Genomic DNA, 20,419 nt, shown 5'->3' on the forward strand with positions numbered 1-20,419 from the left:
CCCTGAATACCGTCATATCTATCTGTCCGGGATTCTGGATCGCCAGTCTGGGCGCGAATAGCAAAACCTTTGTAATGAAAATTCAGATCTATCAAACTTTGCTCGTATACACTCCATTGTCTCCACGATTACCTCCACGTAGAAGCTTGCCTGCAGGCGACCCCAATGCCACAAACCCCGAAACCCAAAACCAGCCACCCCAAGCAACCCCTGAGTGGCCGCCTCAGCGATATGGACCTGCGCCTGCTGCGGGTATTCCGCGAGGTGGTGCGCGCCGGTGGGCTGGCGGCGGCGGAGGTGGCATTGAACATCAGCCGCTCTACCATCAGCGTGCATCTGTCAGACCTGGAAACGCGCCTCGGCATGCAGCTGTGCCTGCGTTCCCGCGGCCGCGCCGACTTCAAGCTGACAGCGGAAGGCGAAGCGCTGTACCAGGCCATCCTGGAACTGGACGGCCACCTGGCCAGCTTCAAAAGCCAGGTAAATGCCATCCAGTCGCAACTCACCGGCAGGTTGCGGGTGATCCTGCCAGACGACGCTCTGGCCATTCCCCAGCTGAACCTGCCGGCCACCATTGCCCGCCTGCGCGAGCGCGCACCACAGCTGCAGCTGGAGATCAAGCTCGCCGCCCCTCACGAACTGGAACTGGAAATCCTCGGCGGACGCGCCGACGTGGGCATCAATCCCCTGCACTCCCGCCGCCCCGGTCTCAGCTACCAGCCGCTGTTCAGCCACCAGTCGCTGCTCTACGGGGCGGGCGACCACCCGTGTGCCACAGATAGGGACCAGGAACTGCTTACCCGCCAGGAACTCGCCGCCCCGGACCATGCGGTGTTATCCGGCGCCGCCCACCTGTATAGATTGTTCCCGCACAGGAGCATCGCCAACCATATGGCTGCGCGCCTCGCGATGATATTGTCGGGAAAATTCATCGGATTCCTGCCTGAGTATCTGGCAGCGGAGTATGTCGATAGAGGAGAGCTGGTGGCACTCGAACCCGAGCGCTTTTGCTATCAGATACAGAATGCCCTCACGTTTAAAAGCAGTGCGGAAGCTCAGCCAGCCGTGCAGTTGTTTCGGGATATGCTGATAATCAACGGATAGACGCACAAGGCGACAATCAGATACGGATGTGTGTCAGAATGGCAACCCCACACCCGTCACACCGGATCAACCGACATCAGCGACCCCATGAAAGACATCGAATTCTCGCAGGAACAAAAAGAGAGAATCATCAGCAAAATAAAAACCTACTTTGCCGATGAGCTGCAGCAGGATATCGGCGGTTTCGAAGCGGAATTCCTTCTCGATTTCTTCGCCAGAGAAATAGGTCCTTATATCTATAACCGGGGCCTGTTCGATGCACAGCAGGTTTTCAACGAAAAAATGGAAGATTTGGCATATCTGTTTCAGGAACTGGAAAAACCCGAAGCTTAGTCAAACGTCGACATTTAACATGATCGCTAGGTGGTAGCAGTGTACACACCAAAACATTTTGCAGTCTCTGATCACGAAGAGCTATTGCGATTCGTCCGTAACAACGCATTCGGACAACTGACATCCAGTTGCAACAACCGCCCTGAAGCGAGTCATTTGCCATTCTTGGTTGCGCAGGGTGGTGAGCGTCTGCTGTGCCATCTTGCCCGGCAAAATCCGCAGCTGAACACTATCGACGGCCAGCAGGTACTGGTTATTTTCAGCGGCCCGCACGCATACATTTCACCGCGCTGGTACACCTCGCCCGGGGTGCCTACCTGGAATTATCAAACGGTGCATGTCTACGGTGTTGCGCGCACATTTACCGATGATGAGCGCCTCATGTCGCTGGTGAACGAACTTTCGGAAAAGTATGAAGCCGGCGCCGATGCGCCCTGGCGGCCGGAGTATTCCCCCAAACTGCTGCGGGCCATCGTCGGGGTGGAAATAGAGATTACCGAGATGCAGGGCACATACAAACTGAGCCAGAATCGCCCGCAGCAGGATCGCCAGCAGGTAGTGGATGCGCTGACGGCTGAGGGGGAAATCGCAATGGCCCAAGCCATGCAGCGGTGGAACAACGCTTGAGCATTGGCACCTGCCATCCGGAAATGCCCGGTTCCACCCAGCGGAATACCAAACTCCGCCACTGTGTTTTCAATGATGGAAGCAAAGGAAAAAAATGATCGTTCCGGAATACTGGTCGGAAGCAAAACTCAAGCAGCGCATTGATGGCGCGCAAGTAACCATAAAAAGATTTGGCTGGTCAGATGAGAGCGAGGCCGCCGCGCACGCCCATGCTTCGAAGCGCGCCCATGAAGCCATGACCCGCGCGGTGCGCGGCGAAAAAGTACGCAAGGTAGATCACAAAATTCCCTACAACGGTGCAGAAGGGCTGCCGATTCGGGAAGAGGTTGTCGGCAGGCAAGACGACGTGGTGATTACCCGCAACAGTTATGGTGCGCTCTGCCTCAATACTCCAGATGTATTGTTTGCCGATATCGATTTTGATCAAGCCCCGGCAGAGGGCCTGTCAACTGCTATCTACCTGTTCTTGATACTGATCTCTGCCGGAGTCGCCTACGGCTATGAATCCTATGCGGTATTTATCGGACTTGTGGTACTCAGCCTGTTTGTTGCACCCATCCTTATCCGCCTAGCCAACAAGATGCACACCCGGTTGAAAGGTGAACCGGAAGATAAAGCGCTAAAGATTGTCGAGAGCTACGTGGAAATGCATCCGGAAGTTCATTTACGCCTCTATCGGACCCCGATGGGTTTTCGCGTTATGGCGATGCACCAAATTTACGAACCGGGCAGTGAAGCGACAAACCAGATTCTTCAGGCGTTAAAATCAGATCCAATATACATACGCATGTGCCGTAACCAACACTGCTTTCGCGCACGCGTAAGCCCCAAACCCTGGCGTATCGGCATTGACCGGATTGTTCCGAGACCGGGCGTGTGGCCCATTCGCAATGAACGCATGCCGGCGCGCATCGACTGGGTAAAAAAATATGATCGCCGTGCTGCGCATTTTGCCGCCTGTCGGTTTGTCAAAGAACTAGGCAGCGGAAAATCTGTAGTAAAAACCCGTCAGCTGCAAGCGCTCCACGACCAAATGTGCCGCGCCGAGTCTGGGCTCGAAATAGCCTGAACAGGAGCTACCACTCTGTATGAATGAAAAAGCCAAAATGCTCGCCGGCGAGCTGTACAATCCGGCAGACTCCGAACTCGCGGAGATGCGCCTGCGTGCACGAATGCTGTTCGAGGAACTGAACAGCGTCAGCCAGCAGGACAAGCTCCGGCGCGACCGCTTAATCAAACAGTTGTTCGGCAGTACCGGCGAGCAGATTCAGATTGAATCGCCATTTCACTGCGACTACGGCGAGAACATCCACGTAGGCGAAAATTTTTTTGCCAACTTTGGCTGCGTGATTCTCGATGTGGCGGAGGTGCGTTTCGGGAACAATTGCATGCTGGCGCCACAGGTGGGCATCTATACCGCAACCCACCCGCTAAATCCGGTGGAGCGTCGCAGCGGACGCGAGTACGCCAAGCCCATCGCCATCGGCAACGACTGCTGGATCGGCGGTATGGCGGTGATCAATCCGGGCGTCTCCCTTGGCAACAATGTGGTGGTCGCCTCCGGCGCGGTGGTGACCAAGAGCTTTGGGGACAACGTGGTGCTGGCGGGCAACCCAGCCAGGGTAATCCGCACGATCAATTCAGAATCCTGACGCAGTTCGATCCTTTGCCACGAGGCAAAGCAACGTAAATTTTTGAATAGTGGAGTCCGACCGTTGAATATCGGTATCTATATTTATGACGACACGGAAGTGCTGGATTTTTCCGGCCCCTTCGAAGTATTTTCCACGGCCAGTCGCCTGAGCGCCCCGCCCGGATATTTCAACGTATTTCTGATCGCGCAGGAACTGCGCCCTGTTTCCGCAAGGGCGGGGTATCTCGTGGTGCCCCACTACAGCATCGAAGACCACCCCGCACTGGATGTGTTGATCGTCGCGGGCGGAGTGCACACCGCGGAGCTGGAAAAGCCTGAGGTTGTTGACTGGGTCTCCCGCACAGCAGCGCGCACGGATCTGGTTGCGTCGGTGTGTACCGGGGCGTTCCTTCTGGCACGGGCAGGCGTACTTACAGGTCTCGACGCGACCACCCACTGGGAGGATCAACAGGCTCTGGCCGACAGTTTTCCCGACGTCAATGTGATCGGCAATCAACGCTGGGTGGATCAGGGAAAATATGTAACTTCCGGTGGCATATCGGCGGGGATCGACATGAGTCTGCACCTGGTTTCCCGGCTCACCTCACCCGCGCTCGCCGTGAAAACCGCGCGCCAGATGGAATATGACTGGCACACCAACGCGGCATCTATCAGCGCTCTGAATCAATGAGCATTCTGAAGTCGATCCACCACGCGGCGATCATCTGTTCCGATTATCCGCGGTCAAAAACTTTTTATACCGAGGTTCTCGGGCTCGAGATCATTGCAGAAAATTACCGCGCCAACCGCGATTCCTGGAAGCTGGATCTCCAGCTGCCAAACGGCGGTCAGCTGGAACTGTTTTCCTTTCCCGGTGCGCCCGCGCGTCCCAGCTACCCCGAGGCGCAGGGCTTGCGCCACCTGGCGTTTGCGGTGGATTGCGTGGAAGAGGTGAAGGCGGTTCTGGAAGCGCAGGGTGTAGAGGTAGAGCCGGTGCGGGTGGACGAATACACCGGCAAGCGGTTCACGTTTTTCAGTGACCCGGACGGGCTGCCGTTGGAATTGTACGAGTCCTGATTCCGACGCGTGCCCGATAACCGTGGCCAATAAAAAAAGGGGAGCAAAGCTCCCCTCAGGTGTTCCGCCAGCTCGATGGAGAAAAACGCAGTCCCTTATGGCGTCGCCTTGGCGGCGTTGCCTCCGATCGCATTCTTGCTGTCTTTCGACTTGTCTTTCACCAGTGCGCGGCTCTGGCTTTTCGCACTTTCGAGAGCCTGGCCGGTCGCCTCAGGCTTCAGTTCCGCGAGCATATTCTTCATCTGGTTGTACTCGACCTCGCTGGTAAGTTCCAGCATCAATGGCTGCGCCACCTGGGCAAAGTAGGCCGCATCTTTGCGGTCATACAGCTCCTTGGCCATCCACTGGGCGATGTGCAGCTCGCGCGGCGCGCGCAGATAGGCCTGCTCGAGCATATCCACGTACTGCTTTTTCGGGTAACCCAGCATTTCCATGGTGATGGCGAGACCATACCAGTTCATCGCCTGGTCGGACTGGTTGTTGACCAGTTGCACGAACTTGTCGCGGGCTTTTTTCAGCGCAGCTTTGTTGCGGTCGCCCCCCAGCGCACCGATTTCGCGGTTGAGCCACAACCAGGCCTGCGCTTTCTGGTACCAGAAGGTGTTGCGGTCCGACGGCGCTACCTGTGCCAGCAGGTGGGCGGCCTGATCGAAGTCACCGCGGCGGGTAGCGGCATCCGCGCGCACGGCGGTCAGTTCCGCTGAGTACATGTTTTCGCTTTCCGCGTATTTCACCAGTTGCTCGAGCCCCTCCGCGTTGTAACCGGACTTCACCAGGAAGCGCGCCAGTTCAACCACGGTATCTTTCGGGCTCATGACTTTCAGTTTTGGGCGCACGGACTTGAAGCTCGCCGGCACTTTGCCGCGGGCGAGATCAAAGCGTCCACTCTGGAACTGGCCGTTGTAGGCCTGCTCGATCTGGGCGATGGTCATGCCGAGATTCTTGGTGAGCGCCTTTACCGGGTCGGCGCCGTTGTTGTAATCCTTGACGAACTGCTTGAATTCTTCGGTCTTGCCGCTCTCCATGATGATCCAGTGCGCCAGCATCCAGCCGCTGGCATAGACCCGCCCCTTCTCTTCATCCGGCGTGTTGTACACCGTGGCGCGCAGCAGTTCCTGCAGCGGCATGGGGCTGGTGTACAGCAGGGTCATGGCGCGCTCGCCGGGAATCGCACCGATCTCGTAGGTGCTGCCGGGACCGAAGGTCATGGTGGACATAAACTCGGCGAAACCCTCACTGTACCAGTAGGGATAGTGCGTGGTGGTGCCGTTGTAACTGAGAAAGTGGGTGTATTCGTGGAACAGGAATTCCCGCGCCTCCAGCTGACGCTCGCCGGTGCGGCCATCGAGATTGACCAGCGCATAACTGCCCTCGGCGGTGGTGTCGAACAGGCCGTTGGTGAGTTCCGACAAATCCTCCCCGACCAGACCCGCGTAGCTCTCGCGGTCGGCGGCGGCGTAGATGGTCAGCTTGGCACTGTTATCGCTGGCGCCGAGCAGGCCCAGTGCCACCGCGCGGTAGCGCTCCAGATCTTCCGCCAGGCGGCGCACAGAGCCGGGATCGCCGTTGGTGACGATGTGAAAGTTAGCGCTGTCAATTTCGTACCAGGTGTCTTGCGCCAGACTGTCCGCCATGGCATTACTCGTAAACAGCCATGAACCGGAAAGAACGACTACATATGCGAGCATTCGTGAAAACATATTCTGATCACCCGGATTTTTCGCCAATGGTGCAACTGACTGTTTTATGAGCAGTGTTGCGCGAAAAGCCACAATAACCGTTTTCACTGGTTAAAAAAAGAACAATCTTAAACGAGAACCTGTAATTCATCCTGGGCATAAGCCGGTCACGACCTGGCTGGGCATACTCAGTCACAAGCTGACCGAAAAGTTCTACGTATAGCCACACGCCACTGACCGATAACTGCCTCACAGTCACGAAAAGTCACGGCTTTTCCCTTCGCGCGATCTTCATAGACTCGATGTTACGGCCAGCCCAAAGCCTCGGCCGACGCGATGACGATGTAATAAAAGAAATAAATACAGAGAGAAAACCATGAAGACACTAGCCCTGCCGGCAGTACTGGCCGCAGCCCTGTGCGCCGCATTTACCCCCGCCTCAGAGGCTGCGCCGACGTTTATCGCCGACCTGGATATCACCAGCTTCGACGGCACCGAGATCGACGCCAACCTCTTTATCCCGGATACCCCAGCCCCCGCCGGCGGCTACCCGACGGTACTGTTCACCAACAGCTGGGCGCTGGATAAACACCAGTACCTGTTGCAGGCGAAGGAGCTGGCGCAAAACGGTTACCTGGTAATGAGCTACTCCACCCGAGGTTTCGGCACCTCCGGCGGCACCGTGGATGTCACCGGCCCCGCCACCATCGCCGACGGCAAGACGCTGATCGACTGGCTCGAAGCCAACTATCCTGTGGGCAAGCTCGGCGCCGCCGGCATCTCCTACGGCGCCGGTACCTCCCTGGTCCTCGCCGCCCAGGACCCGCGCATCGACGCCGTCGCCGCGCTCTCCGGCTGGTCTGACATCGTCGAGGGGCTCTATCCCAACGAAACCGTCAACCTGGTGTGGGGCACCCTGCTCACCCTCACCGCCTTCAACCTCGACCCCGCAGTGGACATGATCTGGAGCAACCTCAGAAACGGCAGCGACATCGACAGCGTGTACACCTTCGCCGGCCCGCGCTCGGCACTCACCTACGTCGACCAGCTGAATGCCAACGGCACCGCCGTACTCATGTCCAACAACTTCGCCGACTACCTGTTCAAACCCAACAGCATGACCCAGCTCTACAGCCTGCTGGACAGCCCCAAAAAACTCCTGCTCAACCCCGGCACCCACGCCATCGGCGAAACCCTCGGCGGCAACGACGGCCACATCTGGGCCACCAGCTTCCGCTGGTTCGACCACTACCTCAAAGGCAACGCCAACGGCATCGACACCGAACCCAGGGTCGACATGACCGTGCGCATCCGCAATGAAATCGAACAGTTCGCCGACTTCCCGGTAACCGACAAAACCACCCGCTACCACCTGCACCCCAGGCTCAGCTACTTCAACAACGCCCGCATGAAAACCACTCCCTACAGCGGCTGGAACTGGAGCAACGACTTCCACGGCGGCGCCGACACCCTGGCCGGCACCGGCATCCCCCTCATCTCCGACGCCCTCGAAGGCTTCGGCATCCCCGTGTACACCGACATGAAAGGCATCAACGGCTACCACGCCATCGAATACAACTCCCCGGTGCACTGGAGCACCTTCAAAATCCGCGGCACCCCCACCCTGGAACTGTGGATAAAACCCAGCAAGCCCGAAGTGCAACTACACGTCCACCTCTACGACACCGATCCCCTGGGCTTCGGCCGCCTCATCACCCACGCCCCGATCACCCTGCACAACGCCCAGGTCGGCCAGGCCCAGAAGATCTCCCTGGAACTCTTCACCACCTCCTACGACGTACCGCCGGGACACGTAGTGACCCTTGCCATCGACACCGAGGGGGCGATTTACCAGAAGCCCGCAGACACACACTATGAAATCGAAGTGCCGTACCGCAGCAACCGACAGTCGGTGCTGACGATTCCGCATTTGTGACCGCTACGAAGTGAATCACTTGATGCGAAGGTGAAGGGCTGGGGGCGAGTTTTCAGGACCGTCGGCAACAGGGATGTTGCCGACGCAGCGTACAGGGATGTATTCACAGCGGTCCTGAAAACTCGCCCCCAGCCCTTCGCCGCCACCGGACCATCCGGTGGCACGCAGTTCAACCTGCCGCAGTCCAGAGCCCACCCATCCCGTCGCGCCTCCAGATCAACCCACCCAACCCGCTACAATAGGGAAAATTTCCGACTCCCCAGAAAACCAACCCAAAGAACACACATGCGACACACAACTTTGCCCGGCTTGGCCCTGCCCAGCCTGCTGGCCGGCCTCCTGCTCCTCGGCGGCTGCGACACCGCCAACAAAAACACCCAAGAACAAACCACCGCGGACAAACCCAGCGACAGTGCCCCGCAAGACTCCACCAAAGCCAACCTGGAGCCCGCCGCCAAAGGTGAAGAACAGCCCCCCGCCGGCAAACTCCCCGACGGCGTACGGCCCAAAGCCTACCGCCTCGACCTCACCCTCGACCCGCGCCAGGATCGCTTCCACGGCCAGGTGGAAATCGACATAGACATCGACAACCCCACCGACCACATCTGGATGCACGGCAAGAACATCGACGTCACCCACATCGAAGCCCTGCTCCCCGGCGATACCGACAAGCAAAAAGCCGAAGACAAGATCGTCGCTGCCCACTACCGCCAGATGCTCGACAGCGGCGTCGTGCGCGTCGACTTCGCCGGCGGCGTACCCGCAGGCGAACTCACCCTGCGCATCCAGTACAACGCACCGTTCGACAAAAACCTCGCCGGCCTGTTCAAGGTGGAAGAACAGGGCGACGCCTACGCACTGGCCAAATCCGAATCCATCCAGGCGCGCCGCTTCCTGCCCGGCTTCGACGAGCCCGGCCTCAAAGCCACCTACGACATCAGCCTCACCATTCCCAAAGGCTATGTGGCCATCGGCAACGCCCCGGAAATTGGCCGCATCGATGTCGAGGGTGGGCTGGAAAAAGTCACCTTCGCCCAAACCCGCCCCATGTCCACCTACCTGCTCTCGCTCGCGGTAGGCCCGTTCGACGTGGTCGAGCGCCCGGCGATCCCGGCGAACAAATACCGCAAACAGGCACTGCCGCTGCGCGGTTTCGCGCGCAAGGGTCGCGGCGACGACCTCAAATACATCCTCGACGTCACCCCTCAGATGCTGCGCATTTTCGAAGAGCAGCTGCAGCGCCCGTATCCGTTCAAAAAACTCGACATCGTCGCCGCACCGCAGTGGCCGAGCGGCGCCACCGAACTCTCCGCCGCTATCACCTACCGCGAAGAGCGCATTCTGGTAGAGGGTGACGAACCGGCACCGGGACTGCGCCTCGCGCTGCTCGGCGTGCACGCCCACGAAATCGCCCACATGTGGTTCGGCAACCTGGTCACCCCGCCCTGGTGGGACGACCTGTGGCTGAAGGAAGGCTTCGCCACCTGGGGCACACCGCTGGCACTCACCATCATGGAACCGGACGGCGGTCACGACCTGAACGCCGCGGTGAGCGCCATACGCGCGATGAAGCTGGACTCCCTCGCCAGCACCCGTGCCATTCGCGAACCGATTACCGACAACAACGATATTCGCAACGCCTACGACGCCATCACCTACTCCAAGAGCCTTGGCGTCATCCACATGGTGGACGAATACTTCGGCGCAGACACCTTCCGCCCGGCACTCGGCCGCTATATCGAGACCTTCGCCGACGGCGTGGCGGATTCGCCGGACTTCTACAAGGTCATCGGCGAGGAAACCAACAGCCCACAGCTCACCGACACCTTCCGCACCTTCGTGGAACAGAAAGGCGTACCGCAACTGGACCTGACCTTCGACTGCAGCACCCAGGGCGACGCCAAGATTCGCGTCAAACAGAAACGTTACAAGCCGCTCGGCTCGCCGATCCAGGAAGTCGGTCAGCGGTGGAGCATTCCCTTCTGCATGCGCGCCAGCAACGGCGTCAGCCAGTGCGAGTTCCTCACCGAAAGCGAGCAAACCGTGGACGTCTCTGGCGGCGAGTGCCCGAAATGGGTAATGCCCAATGTGGACGGCAGCGGTTACTACCGCTTTAACCTGGAAGAGAAACACTGGCAGTCACTGCTCGCGCAGTTCGACAATCTCAGCCCCACCGAGCGCTTAAGCCTGATCGACAGCGCCTTCGCCGCATTTGAAGCGGGCAACCTGAAACCGGCGGTACTGACCGAAGTGATCCGCCTCGCCGCCAGTGCCGACAAGCGCCAGGTGGTGGAGGCTCCACTCAGTAACCTGTCGAAATACACCGCGCACTATGTAGACCCCAAACAGGCGGAATACTGGCGGGCGTTCCTGAGCAAACTCTATAGCGGCAGGCTCGACGCACTGCAGCAACAGAGTGACGCCGACAGCCAGCTGCTATACAGCCGCCTGATCGGTTTCCTGGCACTGGAGGGCAAGAACCAGGAAGCGCGCAAAACCCTGCGGAATAAGGCCGAGCAGTTCACAGGCTTCCGCCAGCCAAGAAATGCCGACGCACTCGACTCCGACCTGTACGAAGCCGCGCTCACCGTTGCGGTGCAGGATTCCGGCAAGGAATTTCTCAATCACCTGATCAAGGTGCGTGGCGAGCTTGATGACCCGCGGTTTGAAAGCGCCAGCGCCAACGCCATCGGCCGCATCACCGATCCCGCACAGCTGGATACCATCCACAGCCTGGCGTTGAGCGACAAACTCGGCAGCCGCGAGGCATTCGGCCTGATCCAGAACGCCTTGGCAGAACCGGCGCTGCAGGATCGCAACTGGCAGTGGCTGCAGGACAACTTCAGCCGCGTAGTGAACAAAATCCCCGAGCAGTGGCGCCGCGACACCCCGCGCTTCGCCGCCCACTTCTGCGACCAGAACTCGCTGCAGCAGGTGCAGCTGCTGTTCACCCAGCAACAGAAACTGGTGCCCGGCTACGAGCGCGCCCTGGCGCAGACGGAGGAAGGCATCAACCTGTGTATGGCACTGAAGGAAAAAGGTCAGGCGCTGGCGGCGGAACTGAAGTAAACACATTTCGTGTTCACAGACAAAAACGGCAGCCAAGTGGCTGCCGTTTTTGTCTACAGATGCGCGTGTTTACGTGAGCGAAGCTTTACCCAGTTTACGCAGCCGGAAGGCCAGCCACACCAGTATCAGGCCGAAGAGGATGGCGTAACTACCGATCAGCCACAGTAGCGCCAGTGCCCCCGCTCCAGGTTTGAGCAACAGCACCAGGCCGAAAATCACCGACAGCAAGCCGGCAAAAATCAGCAACCACTCGTGGTCGATTTCTTTGCGCAGACGGATAGCGCCGATGATTTCGAAAATGCCCCGCACCAGTGCCCAGGCACCGATAAAGATCACCAGCACCAGCGCGGTAACCTGTGGATAAAAGAAGGTCACGATCCCCGCAGCGATGCCGGTGATACCCACAAACAACAGCCACCAAAGCGATGAGCGGCTCACCTCGCCGCGGCCTTTAATGGCACCGTAAATGGCAACAATGCCATCCATCAGCGAGTAGACCCCGAACAGGATCACCAGGCTCAACAGAGTGATCCCCGGCCACACAAAGGTGAGCACGCCGAACAGTATGGCAAACAAGCCACGCAACAGCGCCACCCACCAGTTGTCAGTCAGTGCGCGCAGCAGAGGACGTTGTGCAAGCGAAACTGAATTCCCAGTCATGATGACTCCCGATGCATAAAGACCATTACGCCGGAAGTTATAGGGTGATGTTGCGCAAATAGCGAATCAGATGAAATGTTGTACCTTGTTCTTGTAGCTGCGGCTCATTTTCAGCCGCTCACCATTGTTCAGCACCAGGTGATATTCACCATTGATATGGGCGCAGATTTCCCGCACGCGCTTTAAATTGACAATGGTTGAGCGGTGAATGCGCTGGAACACTTTCGGGTCCAGTTGCTGCTCCAATTCCTTCATGGTGATGCGCATCACGTGGGTCTCGCCATTCGCATGCACACACATATAGTCGCCAGCGGCGTCGATCCAGTCGATGTCGCGCGCCGGTACCAGGGTGATCTTGCCGGAATCCTTGATGGCGATCTTTTCCGGATAGCGGCTGCTGCCGAAATCCCCGGCGGCCAGCTTCTGCTCCAGAGCCTCGGGAGTTTCCTGCGTGAGGTCGGCCACCGCTTCCAGCAACTTTTCGCGCTGGGCCGCCAAGTGTTCGCTGCCGAGCTTTTCGCGCACCCGCTGCAGGGCGAGCGCCAGGCGCTCCTCTTCGATGGGCTTCAGCACATAGTCGACGGCGTTGACCTCAAAGGCCTCCACCGCGTACTGGTCGTAAGCGGTCACGAACACTATCTGCGGCATATCCTCTTTCGGCAGGAGCTGCACCAGCTCAAGGCCGGTCACACCGGGCATCTGGATATCCAGGAAGGCCACATCCGGCCGCAGCGTCTGGATCTGCTCCCGCGCTTCGCGACCGTTGCCGCATTCGCCAACCACTTCCACGCCACCGAGATTCTCCAGCCGCAGGCGCAGGCCGCGGCGGGCCAGCGGCTCGTCGTCGACGATGATGACTTTGAGAACGTCACTACTCACGGGTCCACACTCCACTCAACGGTCACGTCCATACCAATGCAGGACTGAACTTTATTCTTTACTTGCTCTATTCCTGCTCAAAAGGAATACGCAAATGTACCGCCAGACCACCCTCGGGGCGATTGCAAAAACGGGTTTTCTGCTCCACCCCGTACAGCGCGCGCAAACGCTCGCAGGTATTGCGGATGCCCACGCCGCTGCCGGTGCCGAGCCGCGCCAGTTCCGCTTCCGGTACACCGGGGCCATTGTCGCTCACTTCCAGCAGCAGCTCACCGGCGAATACCCGCGCCTTGATGGTGATCTCGCCGCCCCACTCCCGCTGGGAGATGCCGTATTTGATGGCATTTTCCACCAGAGGTTGCAGCAGCAGGCTGGGTACCAGTGCCTTGGACGCTTCGCTATCGAGATCCACATTCACCTGCAGCCGGTCGGCGAAGCGCACTTTTTCGATATCCAGATACAGCATCAGCGCTTCGACTTCTTTCGCCAGCGTTACCCGCTGCATCGGGTCATTGTCCAGCGAGTGGCGCAGGAACTGCGACAGGCGGGTGACCATACTGTTGGCGGTGCGGCCGTCCTGATCCAGGATCAGGGTAGAAATGGCGTTCAGGGTGTTGAACAGGAAATGGGGATTCAGCTGGTAACGCAGCATCTTGAGCTGCGACTGGTGCGCAATGGACTCCGCCTTCAGCGCCTTCTCCTGCTGCAACAGCGAGGCCTGGTAGTACTTGATGCCGTAGTAGAGTGCGGTCCAGGTCATGTAGATGAGAAATGAATAGGAGAACCAGTAAATGGCCACCACTGCCGGGTGCTCTTCGCTCTCCTTGCCATACAACCACAGGGAACCGCCGAATTTGATCGCGGCCCACAGCAGCGCCGCAAGTACCACCACTCCCAGCGAGCCGATAAGACGGGTAGCCGGCGGTTTGTCCCACAGGCGCTGGAAGCCGCGGCGCATCAGCTCCGTCAGCAGCACGCCTGAGGCGGTAGCAACGGCGATATAGCCAGTGTGCAGCCAGTGATTCTTCACCCAGAAAAAACTGCCCACAAACGTCAGCAGCGTATAGCCACCCCAGCCAGTACACTGCAGCGCCCAGTACTGATAGCGCGCAGAAGCCAGCTTTGCCGACAGCCAATTGAATACGCTAACACCCATAAACCATGCCCATAAACCTCCAAACAGGCGCAGAGAGTGCGCCAATCTGGGAAAATAGCCTAAATGACCCGGGGCGTGGACGAAATACCACCAAACGCAGCAATCGGACGGACTGCCGCAGAACGCGACCGCAAGCGAGGCACGCACAATGAATTACTGGCTATTCAAATCGGAACCGGACGAGTACAGCCTTTCTGACCTGAAGCGAGAGCCCGGTCAGACCGGGCGCTGGGACGGCATCCGCAACTACCAGGCGCGCAACTTTCTGAGAGACGAGGTGCGCGAGGGTGATGGAGTGCTGTTCTACCACAGCGCCTGTAAGGTACCCGCGGTGGTGGGCACCGCGCGCATTGCGCGCACTGCCTATCCGGACCCGGCGCAGTTCAACCCCGAGAGCAAATACTTCGACCCCAAGGCGAGCAGCGATAATCCCCGCTGGTTCTGCGTGGATATCCAGTGGCAGAGCGAGTTCCCACGGCCTGTGCCGCTGGCGGAGATTAAACAGAATCCACAGCTTGCCGAAATGGTGCTGGTGAAACAGGGGCGGCTGTCGATACAGCCGGTGACTGAGAAGGAGTGGAAGCTCTTGTCGAAGCTTGGCGGCGCTGGCTGACCTTTCCTCTTGAACAGCGCGCTATTACGCGCTCAAACCACACCTTTGGTCTGTGCGATCAACAGGCTGAGCAGCGACAGCAGGGTAAGCACACCGACAATGATGACCAGCAGCAGAATGGGGCGGAAGGGTTTGCGCTCCACGTCGTTATAGCCGCTGTGCAGATAGCGGTCGACCCGTGCCTGGTCTTCTGCGGACAATTTTTTCGGCGCGATTTCGGGTTCTTTCTCTGTCATTGCGTCCCCGGAATAGTGTCTGCTGTGATTGCCCGAGTGTAGGGGCGCGCGCCGCGGGAGACCAGTACCTTGCGGTGGGCACCCGCTGGAATCCGTTCAACAGACACCTGTTCAAACAGAAAAGCCCCGTCGGGCGGGGCTTTCTACTTAATAACGGCAAATCGCGTGGCCGGGAATCAGAACAGCTCGTCTTCGATATCCATCAGGGTGGCACTGCCGGCCAATACACTGGCGGCCAGAGCCTGGGTCTGCGGCAGCAGGCGGGCGAAATAGAAACGCGCGGTCTTCACCTGGCCGCGGTAGAAGTCCTCGTCCTTCCCGGCCGCCACACTTGCTACCAGCGCCCACATATAGGCGTAGGCGACGAAACCGAACAGGTGCAGGTATTCCACCGACGCCGCGCCCGGTGCGTTGGGGTCGGTTTTGCTCGCTTCGATCACTGCGGCAGTCACCTCTTTCAGGCGCTGCAGCTCTGCAGCCAGCGGCTGGATGAATTCCGCCAGCGCCTCTTTGTCACTGTTGGCGTCGATGAACGCCTGCACGTCGGCGGCGAACAGGTCGAAGAAAGCGCCGCCGTTGGCGACGGTCTTGCGGCCGATCAGGTCCAAGGCCTGGATGCCGTTGGTGCCCTCGTAGATCTGGGTGATGCGCACATCGCGCACCAGCTGCTCCTGGCCCCACTCGCGGATATAACCGTGACCGCCGAACACCTGCTGGCCGAGCACGGTGCACTCGAGACCCTTGTCGGTAAAGAAGGCCTTCGCCACCGGGGTGAGCAGCGCCACCATCGCTTCCGCGTGCTGCTTCTCTTCACCCTCGCCGTACTTGGAAATATCCAGCCACTTGGCCACGTAGGTTGAAAGTGCACGGCCGCCGCCGATGTAGGCTTTCTGGGTCAGCAGCATGCGGCGCACGTCGGGGTGCACGAGGATCGGGTCCGCCGCCTTCTCCGGCTGTTTGGCGCCGGTCGGTGCACGGCTCTGTACACGGTCGCGGGCGTATTCGAGGGCGCTTTGATAGGAGCGCTCGGATGCACCGAGGCCCTGGATACCCACCCCAAGACGCTCGTAATTCATCATGGTAAACATGGCGGCGAGGCCCTTGTTCAGCTCGCCCACCAGCCAGCCCTTGGCGCCGTCGAAGTTCATTGCGCAGGTGGCGGAAGCCTTGATACCCATTTTGTGCTCGATGGAGCCGCAGTTGACCGCATTGCGCTCGCCCAGGCTGCCGTCTTCGTTCACCAGGATTTTCGGCACCAGGAACAGGGAGATGCCCTTCGGGCCTTTCGGCGCGTCCGGCAGCTTGGCCAGTACCAGGTGGATAATGTTCTCGGACAGGTCGTGGTCACCGCCGGTAATGAAGATCTTGGAACCGGTGATGCTGTAGCTGCCGTCGTCCAAAGGCTCCGCCTTGGTGCGGATGATGCCGAGGTCGGTGCCGGCGTGGGGCTCGGTCAGGTCCATGGCACCGGCCCAGGTGCCGGCGTACATGTTCGGCAGGTATTTCTGCTTCAGCTCCTCGCTGCCGTGGGCGTCGATCGCCAGGCAGGCGCCGTTGGTCAGCACCGGGTAGAGCGCGAAGGAAATATTCGCGGCGCAAATCATCTCTTCCACCTGGGCGCCGAGGGTTTTCGGCATGCCCATGCCACCGAATTCCGGGTTGCCCACCAGCGCGCCCCAGCCGCCCTCGCAGTAGGTGGCGTAGGCTTCCGGGAAGCCCTTGGGTGTGGTTACCACACCGTCGTTCCACTGGCAGCCCTCTTCGTCACCGGAGCGGTTGATGGGGTCCAGGGTGTTGGCGGCCAATTTGGCCATCTCTTCCAGGATCGCATCGGCGGTGTCGCGGTCGGCGGTTTCCGCCAGCGCCGGCAGCCGCGCCCACAGCTTGTCCGCCTCGAATACTTCGTGCAGCAGGAAATTCATCTCGCGCAGTGGTGCCTTGTACTCGGCCATGGTCTCGCCTCTTCGGTTAATTGGGTCTCTGGAACTGGGAGGAGCAGAATGAATCAGTCGTTTGTTTCAAACAATTGTTTGAAATCTAGGCCCAAGCATCCCTCAAGTCAAGCCAAGTCAAACCGGATACGGGTATCCGGCTCAACGATCAGTCACAGAATGGCAATCAGTTGGGAGAAGATAGCAGCGGGGCGAGATCGAGGTGGGCGGCGCCCTGGCGGTAGTCGCCGGATGCATCGTGCGGCAACACGCCGAGGCAGGGGGCGGGCAGCAGCGCTTTCAGCGTCATCAGATTCGCGTCCGCACGGGGCATGTTCGCTTGCGGCCCGCGCACAAAGTTCGCAATCCAGCCCGCCAGCCGCAGGCCGTCGCGGCGAACGGCCTCCGCGGTGAGCAGCGCGTGGTTGATGCAGCCGAGTTCCATGCCCACCACCAGAATCACCGGCAGCTCCATCTCCCTGGGCAGGTCGGAAAGAAAGGTTCCCGGCGTCAGCGGCACCCGCCAGCCCCCCGCCCCCTCGATCAGCACCAGATCCGGTTTGCCACTGATCACCCCACGGCAGATGCCCACAAGGCGTGAAGCATCCAGGCGCTTACCCGCCTCCATCGCCGCGATATGCGGTGCAATCGCCGGCTCCAGAGCCACCGGATTGACCTGCTGATACTCGAGATCCTGGGTCATCGCCTCCATCAGGGTCAGCGCATCCCTGTTGCGCAACCCTTCCGGCGTCTGTTCACACCCGGAGGCCACCGGCTTGATCGCCGCCGTAGTGAGTCCTCGCTCCGCCGCTGCCACAAGCAGCGCCGCCGTCGCATAGGTCTTGCCCACCTCGGTATTGGTGCCGGTCACAAAAAAAGTACTGGTCACGGAATCTTCCTCATTCACTTCGGTCTTTCAGATTCTGATCTTTTTGTTTGACGCCCCTTTAAACGTCAACTACTTGCTGATAAATTGACCACTCGGAGCAATATTCATACAACCCACCCCGCCTTAAATCGGTCCGGGTTAGGATAATTGCCTAATAAAACCCCCGGCCCTGGCCTGGGTTGGCAGTCAGGGACAGCGCTGTCAAGACGCTTTTGCGCCACCAAGTCGCACCGCGCAACCACATTGCTTTTCCTCTGGCGAATCAACTCGCCCGGAACTCCCCGCTTAGCCAGGGATGTGGAAGTGCGAGAGCAAGGATGCTGATTTTTACGCCCCGGAATGTAACAACAAATGCCATAACTACCGAAGAGAGCCATGCGATACCTGAAACTTAGCCTGATTGCCCTGCTGCTGTTACCGACCCTCGCGTTTGCCAAGTTAAAGCCTGTAGACGAAGTTGTGGTCTACAAGTCCAAGCACCTCATGCAACTGAAGCGCAACGGTAAAGTCGTGAAAAGTTACAAAGTGGTGTTTGGCAAAAACCCCATTGGCCACAAACAGTACGAGGGCGACTCGCGCACCCCCGAGGGGCGTTACACCCTCAACTGGAAAAAGAAAAACAGCACCTTCTACCGCGCCATCCAGGTTTCCTACCCGAATGCGGCCGACCGCGCGCGCGCGGCCAAAATGGGCAGAAGCCCCGGCGGCTCCATCATGATTCACGGGCAAAAGCCGACCTGGAAAAATATCGAGAAATACCTCACCAAGATGAACTGGACCGACGGCTGTATTGCCGTAACCAATCCGGAAATGGACGAGATCTGGGCGATGGTGGATACCGGCACGCCGATTGAGATTTTTCCCTGAGTAAGCGGCCAACTAAGTCGCTTACGGAGCACGGAGGCCCGAATTGAAGGCAATGTGCCGGGTGGGGATTTTCAGGATCGTCGGCAACAGGGACGTTGCCGACGAAGCGTACAGGGATGTATTCACAGCGGTCCTGAAAATCCCCACCCGGTGCAGTGCCGCCACGAGCTCTCAAGGACCAGCAACCACTGAACTCTAAAATTACTCGCCCTGATAGTACTCCGGCGCCAAGTCATCAAACCGCGTGTACTTGCCCACGAACGCCGCGCGGCAAGTCCCAATCTCACCATTCCGCTGCTTGCCGATAATCAGCTCGGCGATACCCTTATCCGGGCTGTCCTCGTTGTAATACTCATCCCGGTAGATAAACAGGATCACATCCGCATCCTGCTCAATCGCCCCCGACTCCCGCAGATCCGAGTTCATCGGCCGCTTATTCGGCCGCTGTTCCACCCCCCGGTTCAACTGCGACAACGCAATCACCGGGCACTCGTACTCCTTCGCCAACCCCTTCAACGAGCGCGAAATCTCCGAAATCTCCTGAGTACGCCCCTCAGTACTGCCCTTCACCTGCATCAACTGCAGGTAATCCACCATGATCATCGCCGGCATCGCCCGGCGCTCCGCATCCTCACGCGGCAGCCGCGGATCCGCCTGCATCAATTTGTTCGTATGATCGCGCACCGTGCGCTTCACCCGCGCCCGCACCTCACTGGGGGACAGACCCGGCGTGTCATCGATATACAGACCCTTGCCCTTCATCTTCTGCACCGCACTCGACAGCTTCGGCCAGTCCTCCTCCTGCAACTTGCCGTTGCGGATACGGCCCTGGTCGATCTTGCCGATGGACGACAGCATCCGCATCACCAGACTGTCCGACGGCATCTCCATACTGAACACCAGCGTCGGCTTCTCCTGACTCAGCATCGCCGCCTCAACGAAGTTCAGCGCCAATGCGGTCTTGCCCATGGACGGACGCGCAGCGAGGATGATCAGCTCTCCCGGCTGCCAGCCGGAGGTGCGCTGATCCAGCTCCGTGAGTCCGGTGCTGAGGCCGGTGATATCCCCTTCGGACTTGAACAGCTCGTCGATGCGCTCGACGGTCTTTTTCAGCAGCGCATCGACCCCGACAAAACCGCCCTCTTTGGCGCGGCCCTCCGCGATCTCCGTCACCCGGCGCTCCGCCATCTGCAGCAGATCGATAGAGCTCAGGCCACCGGGATTGAAACTGGTGCGACTGATCTCGCCGGCGGCGGCGATCAGCTGGCGCAGCATCGAGCGCTCGCGCACGATCTTGGCGTAGGCAACGATGTTGGCGGTAGATGGGGTGTTTTCCGCGAGTTCCGCGAGATAGGCGGGGCCGCCCACATTTGCCAGCAGGTCGCGGCTGGCGAGGCCCTCGGCCAAAGTGACGATATCCAGCGGCTGCTCACCGCCGGAGAGTTCCAGCATCACTGTGAATATGGTGCGATGACTGGCGACAAAGAAATCCGATTCGCTGAGCTGTTCTGCCACCGCGTCCAGACGGCTGGCATCCAGCATCAGGCCGCCGAGCACAGACTGCTCCGCCTCCACCGAGTGCGGCAGGGGGGAACTGGCCTGGGAGTCCTGGGTTGCCTCTGCGGGCTGGGCGTATTCGTTCATCTTTTGCGTGGGCAATTTTTATCGGGCACAAAAACAAATCGGGCGCCGCATTCGCCGCCACCAGTCAGAACCGGCAGGGGGAATCC

At 59.3% G+C, this 20,419-nt stretch carries 19 protein-coding genes; 11 read left to right on the plus strand and 8 right to left on the minus strand.

The genetic code is table 11. The features are described from left to right. Positions 1-165 precede the first annotated feature (165 nt). The 7 genes from FDY93_RS07385 (at position 166) to gloA2 (ending at position 4,774) form a co-directional block, all read left to right on the plus strand. Positions 166-1,104 (plus strand): LysR family transcriptional regulator, encoded by a 939-nt coding sequence (locus FDY93_RS07385; RefSeq protein ID WP_138235111.1) that lies wholly within the window; start codon positions 166-168, stop codon positions 1,102-1,104. A 30-nt stretch (positions 1,105-1,134) separates the two neighbouring features. Beyond that, a complete protein-coding gene (locus tag FDY93_RS07390; RefSeq protein ID WP_246068497.1) occupies positions 1,135-1,437 on the plus strand; it encodes a DUF2164 domain-containing protein in 303 nt (100 codons plus the stop codon). 39 nt (positions 1,438-1,476) lie between these two features. After that, on the plus strand, positions 1,477-2,064 hold the full coding sequence (locus FDY93_RS07395; protein WP_138235112.1) for an FMN-binding negative transcriptional regulator: 588 nt from the start codon (positions 1,477-1,479) through the stop codon (positions 2,062-2,064). A 94-nt stretch (positions 2,065-2,158) separates the two neighbouring features. Next, a complete protein-coding gene (locus tag FDY93_RS07400) occupies positions 2,159-3,133 on the plus strand; it encodes a hypothetical protein (RefSeq protein ID WP_138235113.1) in 975 nt (324 codons plus the stop codon). A 19-nt stretch (positions 3,134-3,152) separates the two neighbouring features. Then, entirely contained in the window at positions 3,153-3,716 is a 564-nt protein-coding gene (locus tag FDY93_RS07405) for a sugar O-acetyltransferase (protein ID WP_138235114.1), read from the plus strand. 63 nt (positions 3,717-3,779) lie between these two features. Further along, positions 3,780-4,388: a DJ-1/PfpI family protein gene (locus FDY93_RS07410; RefSeq protein ID WP_138235115.1), complete on the plus strand. Its 609-nt coding sequence runs from the start codon at positions 3,780-3,782 to the stop codon at positions 4,386-4,388. After that, positions 4,385-4,774 (plus strand): SMU1112c/YaeR family gloxylase I-like metalloprotein, encoded by a 390-nt coding sequence (gene gloA2 / locus FDY93_RS07415; protein WP_246068498.1) that lies wholly within the window; start codon positions 4,385-4,387, stop codon positions 4,772-4,774. The genes FDY93_RS07410 and gloA2 overlap by 4 nt, the downstream gene beginning before the upstream one ends. A gap of 95 nt (positions 4,775-4,869) precedes the next feature. On the opposite strand, the gene FDY93_RS07420 is transcribed toward gloA2, so the two are convergent. Further along, positions 4,870-6,408 (minus strand): hypothetical protein, encoded by a 1,539-nt coding sequence (locus FDY93_RS07420; RefSeq protein ID WP_246068499.1) that lies wholly within the window; start codon positions 6,406-6,408, stop codon positions 4,870-4,872. 421 nt (positions 6,409-6,829) lie between these two features. Between FDY93_RS07420 and FDY93_RS07425 the strand changes: the two genes are divergently transcribed. After that, entirely contained in the window at positions 6,830-8,389 is a 1,560-nt protein-coding gene (locus FDY93_RS07425; RefSeq protein WP_138235116.1) for an alpha/beta fold hydrolase, read from the plus strand. Between the two features lie 285 nt (positions 8,390-8,674). Further along, positions 8,675-11,458 carry a M1 family metallopeptidase gene (locus FDY93_RS07430; RefSeq protein ID WP_246068500.1) on the plus strand — a complete coding sequence of 928 codons (2,784 nt, stop codon included), beginning with the start codon at positions 8,675-8,677 and terminating at the stop codon, positions 11,456-11,458. A gap of 69 nt (positions 11,459-11,527) precedes the next feature. Here the strand turns inward: FDY93_RS07430 and FDY93_RS07435 are convergent, their stop codons facing one another. The 3 genes from FDY93_RS07435 to FDY93_RS07445 all read right to left on the minus strand — a co-directional run bounded on the left by FDY93_RS07435 (position 11,528) and on the right by FDY93_RS07445 (position 14,153). Next, positions 11,528-12,118 carry an HdeD family acid-resistance protein gene (locus FDY93_RS07435; RefSeq protein WP_138235117.1) on the minus strand — a complete coding sequence of 197 codons (591 nt, stop codon included), beginning with the start codon at positions 12,116-12,118 and terminating at the stop codon, positions 11,528-11,530. Between the two features lie 66 nt (positions 12,119-12,184). Further along, complete coding sequence (locus FDY93_RS07440; protein WP_138235118.1) at positions 12,185-12,997, minus strand: LytR/AlgR family response regulator transcription factor; 813 nt, start codon at positions 12,995-12,997, stop codon at positions 12,185-12,187. A gap of 67 nt (positions 12,998-13,064) precedes the next feature. After that, positions 13,065-14,153, minus strand: coding sequence for a sensor histidine kinase (locus FDY93_RS07445; protein ID WP_138235119.1), 1,089 nt, complete (start codon positions 14,151-14,153; stop codon positions 13,065-13,067). 148 nt (positions 14,154-14,301) lie between these two features. On the opposite strand from FDY93_RS07445, the gene FDY93_RS07450 reads away from it, so the two are divergent. Next, entirely contained in the window at positions 14,302-14,766 is a 465-nt protein-coding gene (locus tag FDY93_RS07450) for an EVE domain-containing protein (RefSeq protein ID WP_138235120.1), read from the plus strand. 32 nt (positions 14,767-14,798) lie between these two features. Here FDY93_RS07450 and FDY93_RS07455 read toward each other — a convergent pair whose 3' ends face one another. From FDY93_RS07455 to bioD, 3 genes are all read right to left on the minus strand, one after another. Then, positions 14,799-15,002: a DUF3094 family protein gene (locus FDY93_RS07455; RefSeq protein ID WP_138235121.1), complete on the minus strand. Its 204-nt coding sequence runs from the start codon at positions 15,000-15,002 to the stop codon at positions 14,799-14,801. A 176-nt stretch (positions 15,003-15,178) separates the two neighbouring features. Beyond that, complete coding sequence (locus FDY93_RS07460) at positions 15,179-16,954, minus strand: acyl-CoA dehydrogenase C-terminal domain-containing protein (protein WP_138235122.1); 1,776 nt, start codon at positions 16,952-16,954, stop codon at positions 15,179-15,181. Between the two features lie 166 nt (positions 16,955-17,120). Beyond that, a complete protein-coding gene (bioD, locus tag FDY93_RS07465; protein ID WP_138235123.1) occupies positions 17,121-17,822 on the minus strand; it encodes a dethiobiotin synthase in 702 nt (233 codons plus the stop codon). 375 nt (positions 17,823-18,197) lie between these two features. On the opposite strand from bioD, the gene FDY93_RS07470 reads away from it, so the two are divergent. After that, entirely contained in the window at positions 18,198-18,689 is a 492-nt protein-coding gene (locus FDY93_RS07470; protein WP_138235124.1) for a L,D-transpeptidase family protein, read from the plus strand. Positions 18,690-18,890: 201 nt separating this feature from the next. Here FDY93_RS07470 and dnaB read toward each other — a convergent pair whose 3' ends face one another. Then, the gene (gene dnaB, locus FDY93_RS07475) at positions 18,891-20,333 is read right to left on the minus strand and encodes a replicative DNA helicase (protein ID WP_138235125.1); all 1,443 of its coding nucleotides are present in this window, start codon (positions 20,331-20,333) and stop codon (positions 18,891-18,893) included. Between the last annotated feature and the right edge of the window lie 86 nt (positions 20,334-20,419).

It is taken from the genome of Microbulbifer harenosus (assembly GCF_005771435.1).
GTDB classification, from domain to species: domain Bacteria; phylum Pseudomonadota; class Gammaproteobacteria; order Pseudomonadales; family Cellvibrionaceae; genus Microbulbifer; species Microbulbifer harenosus.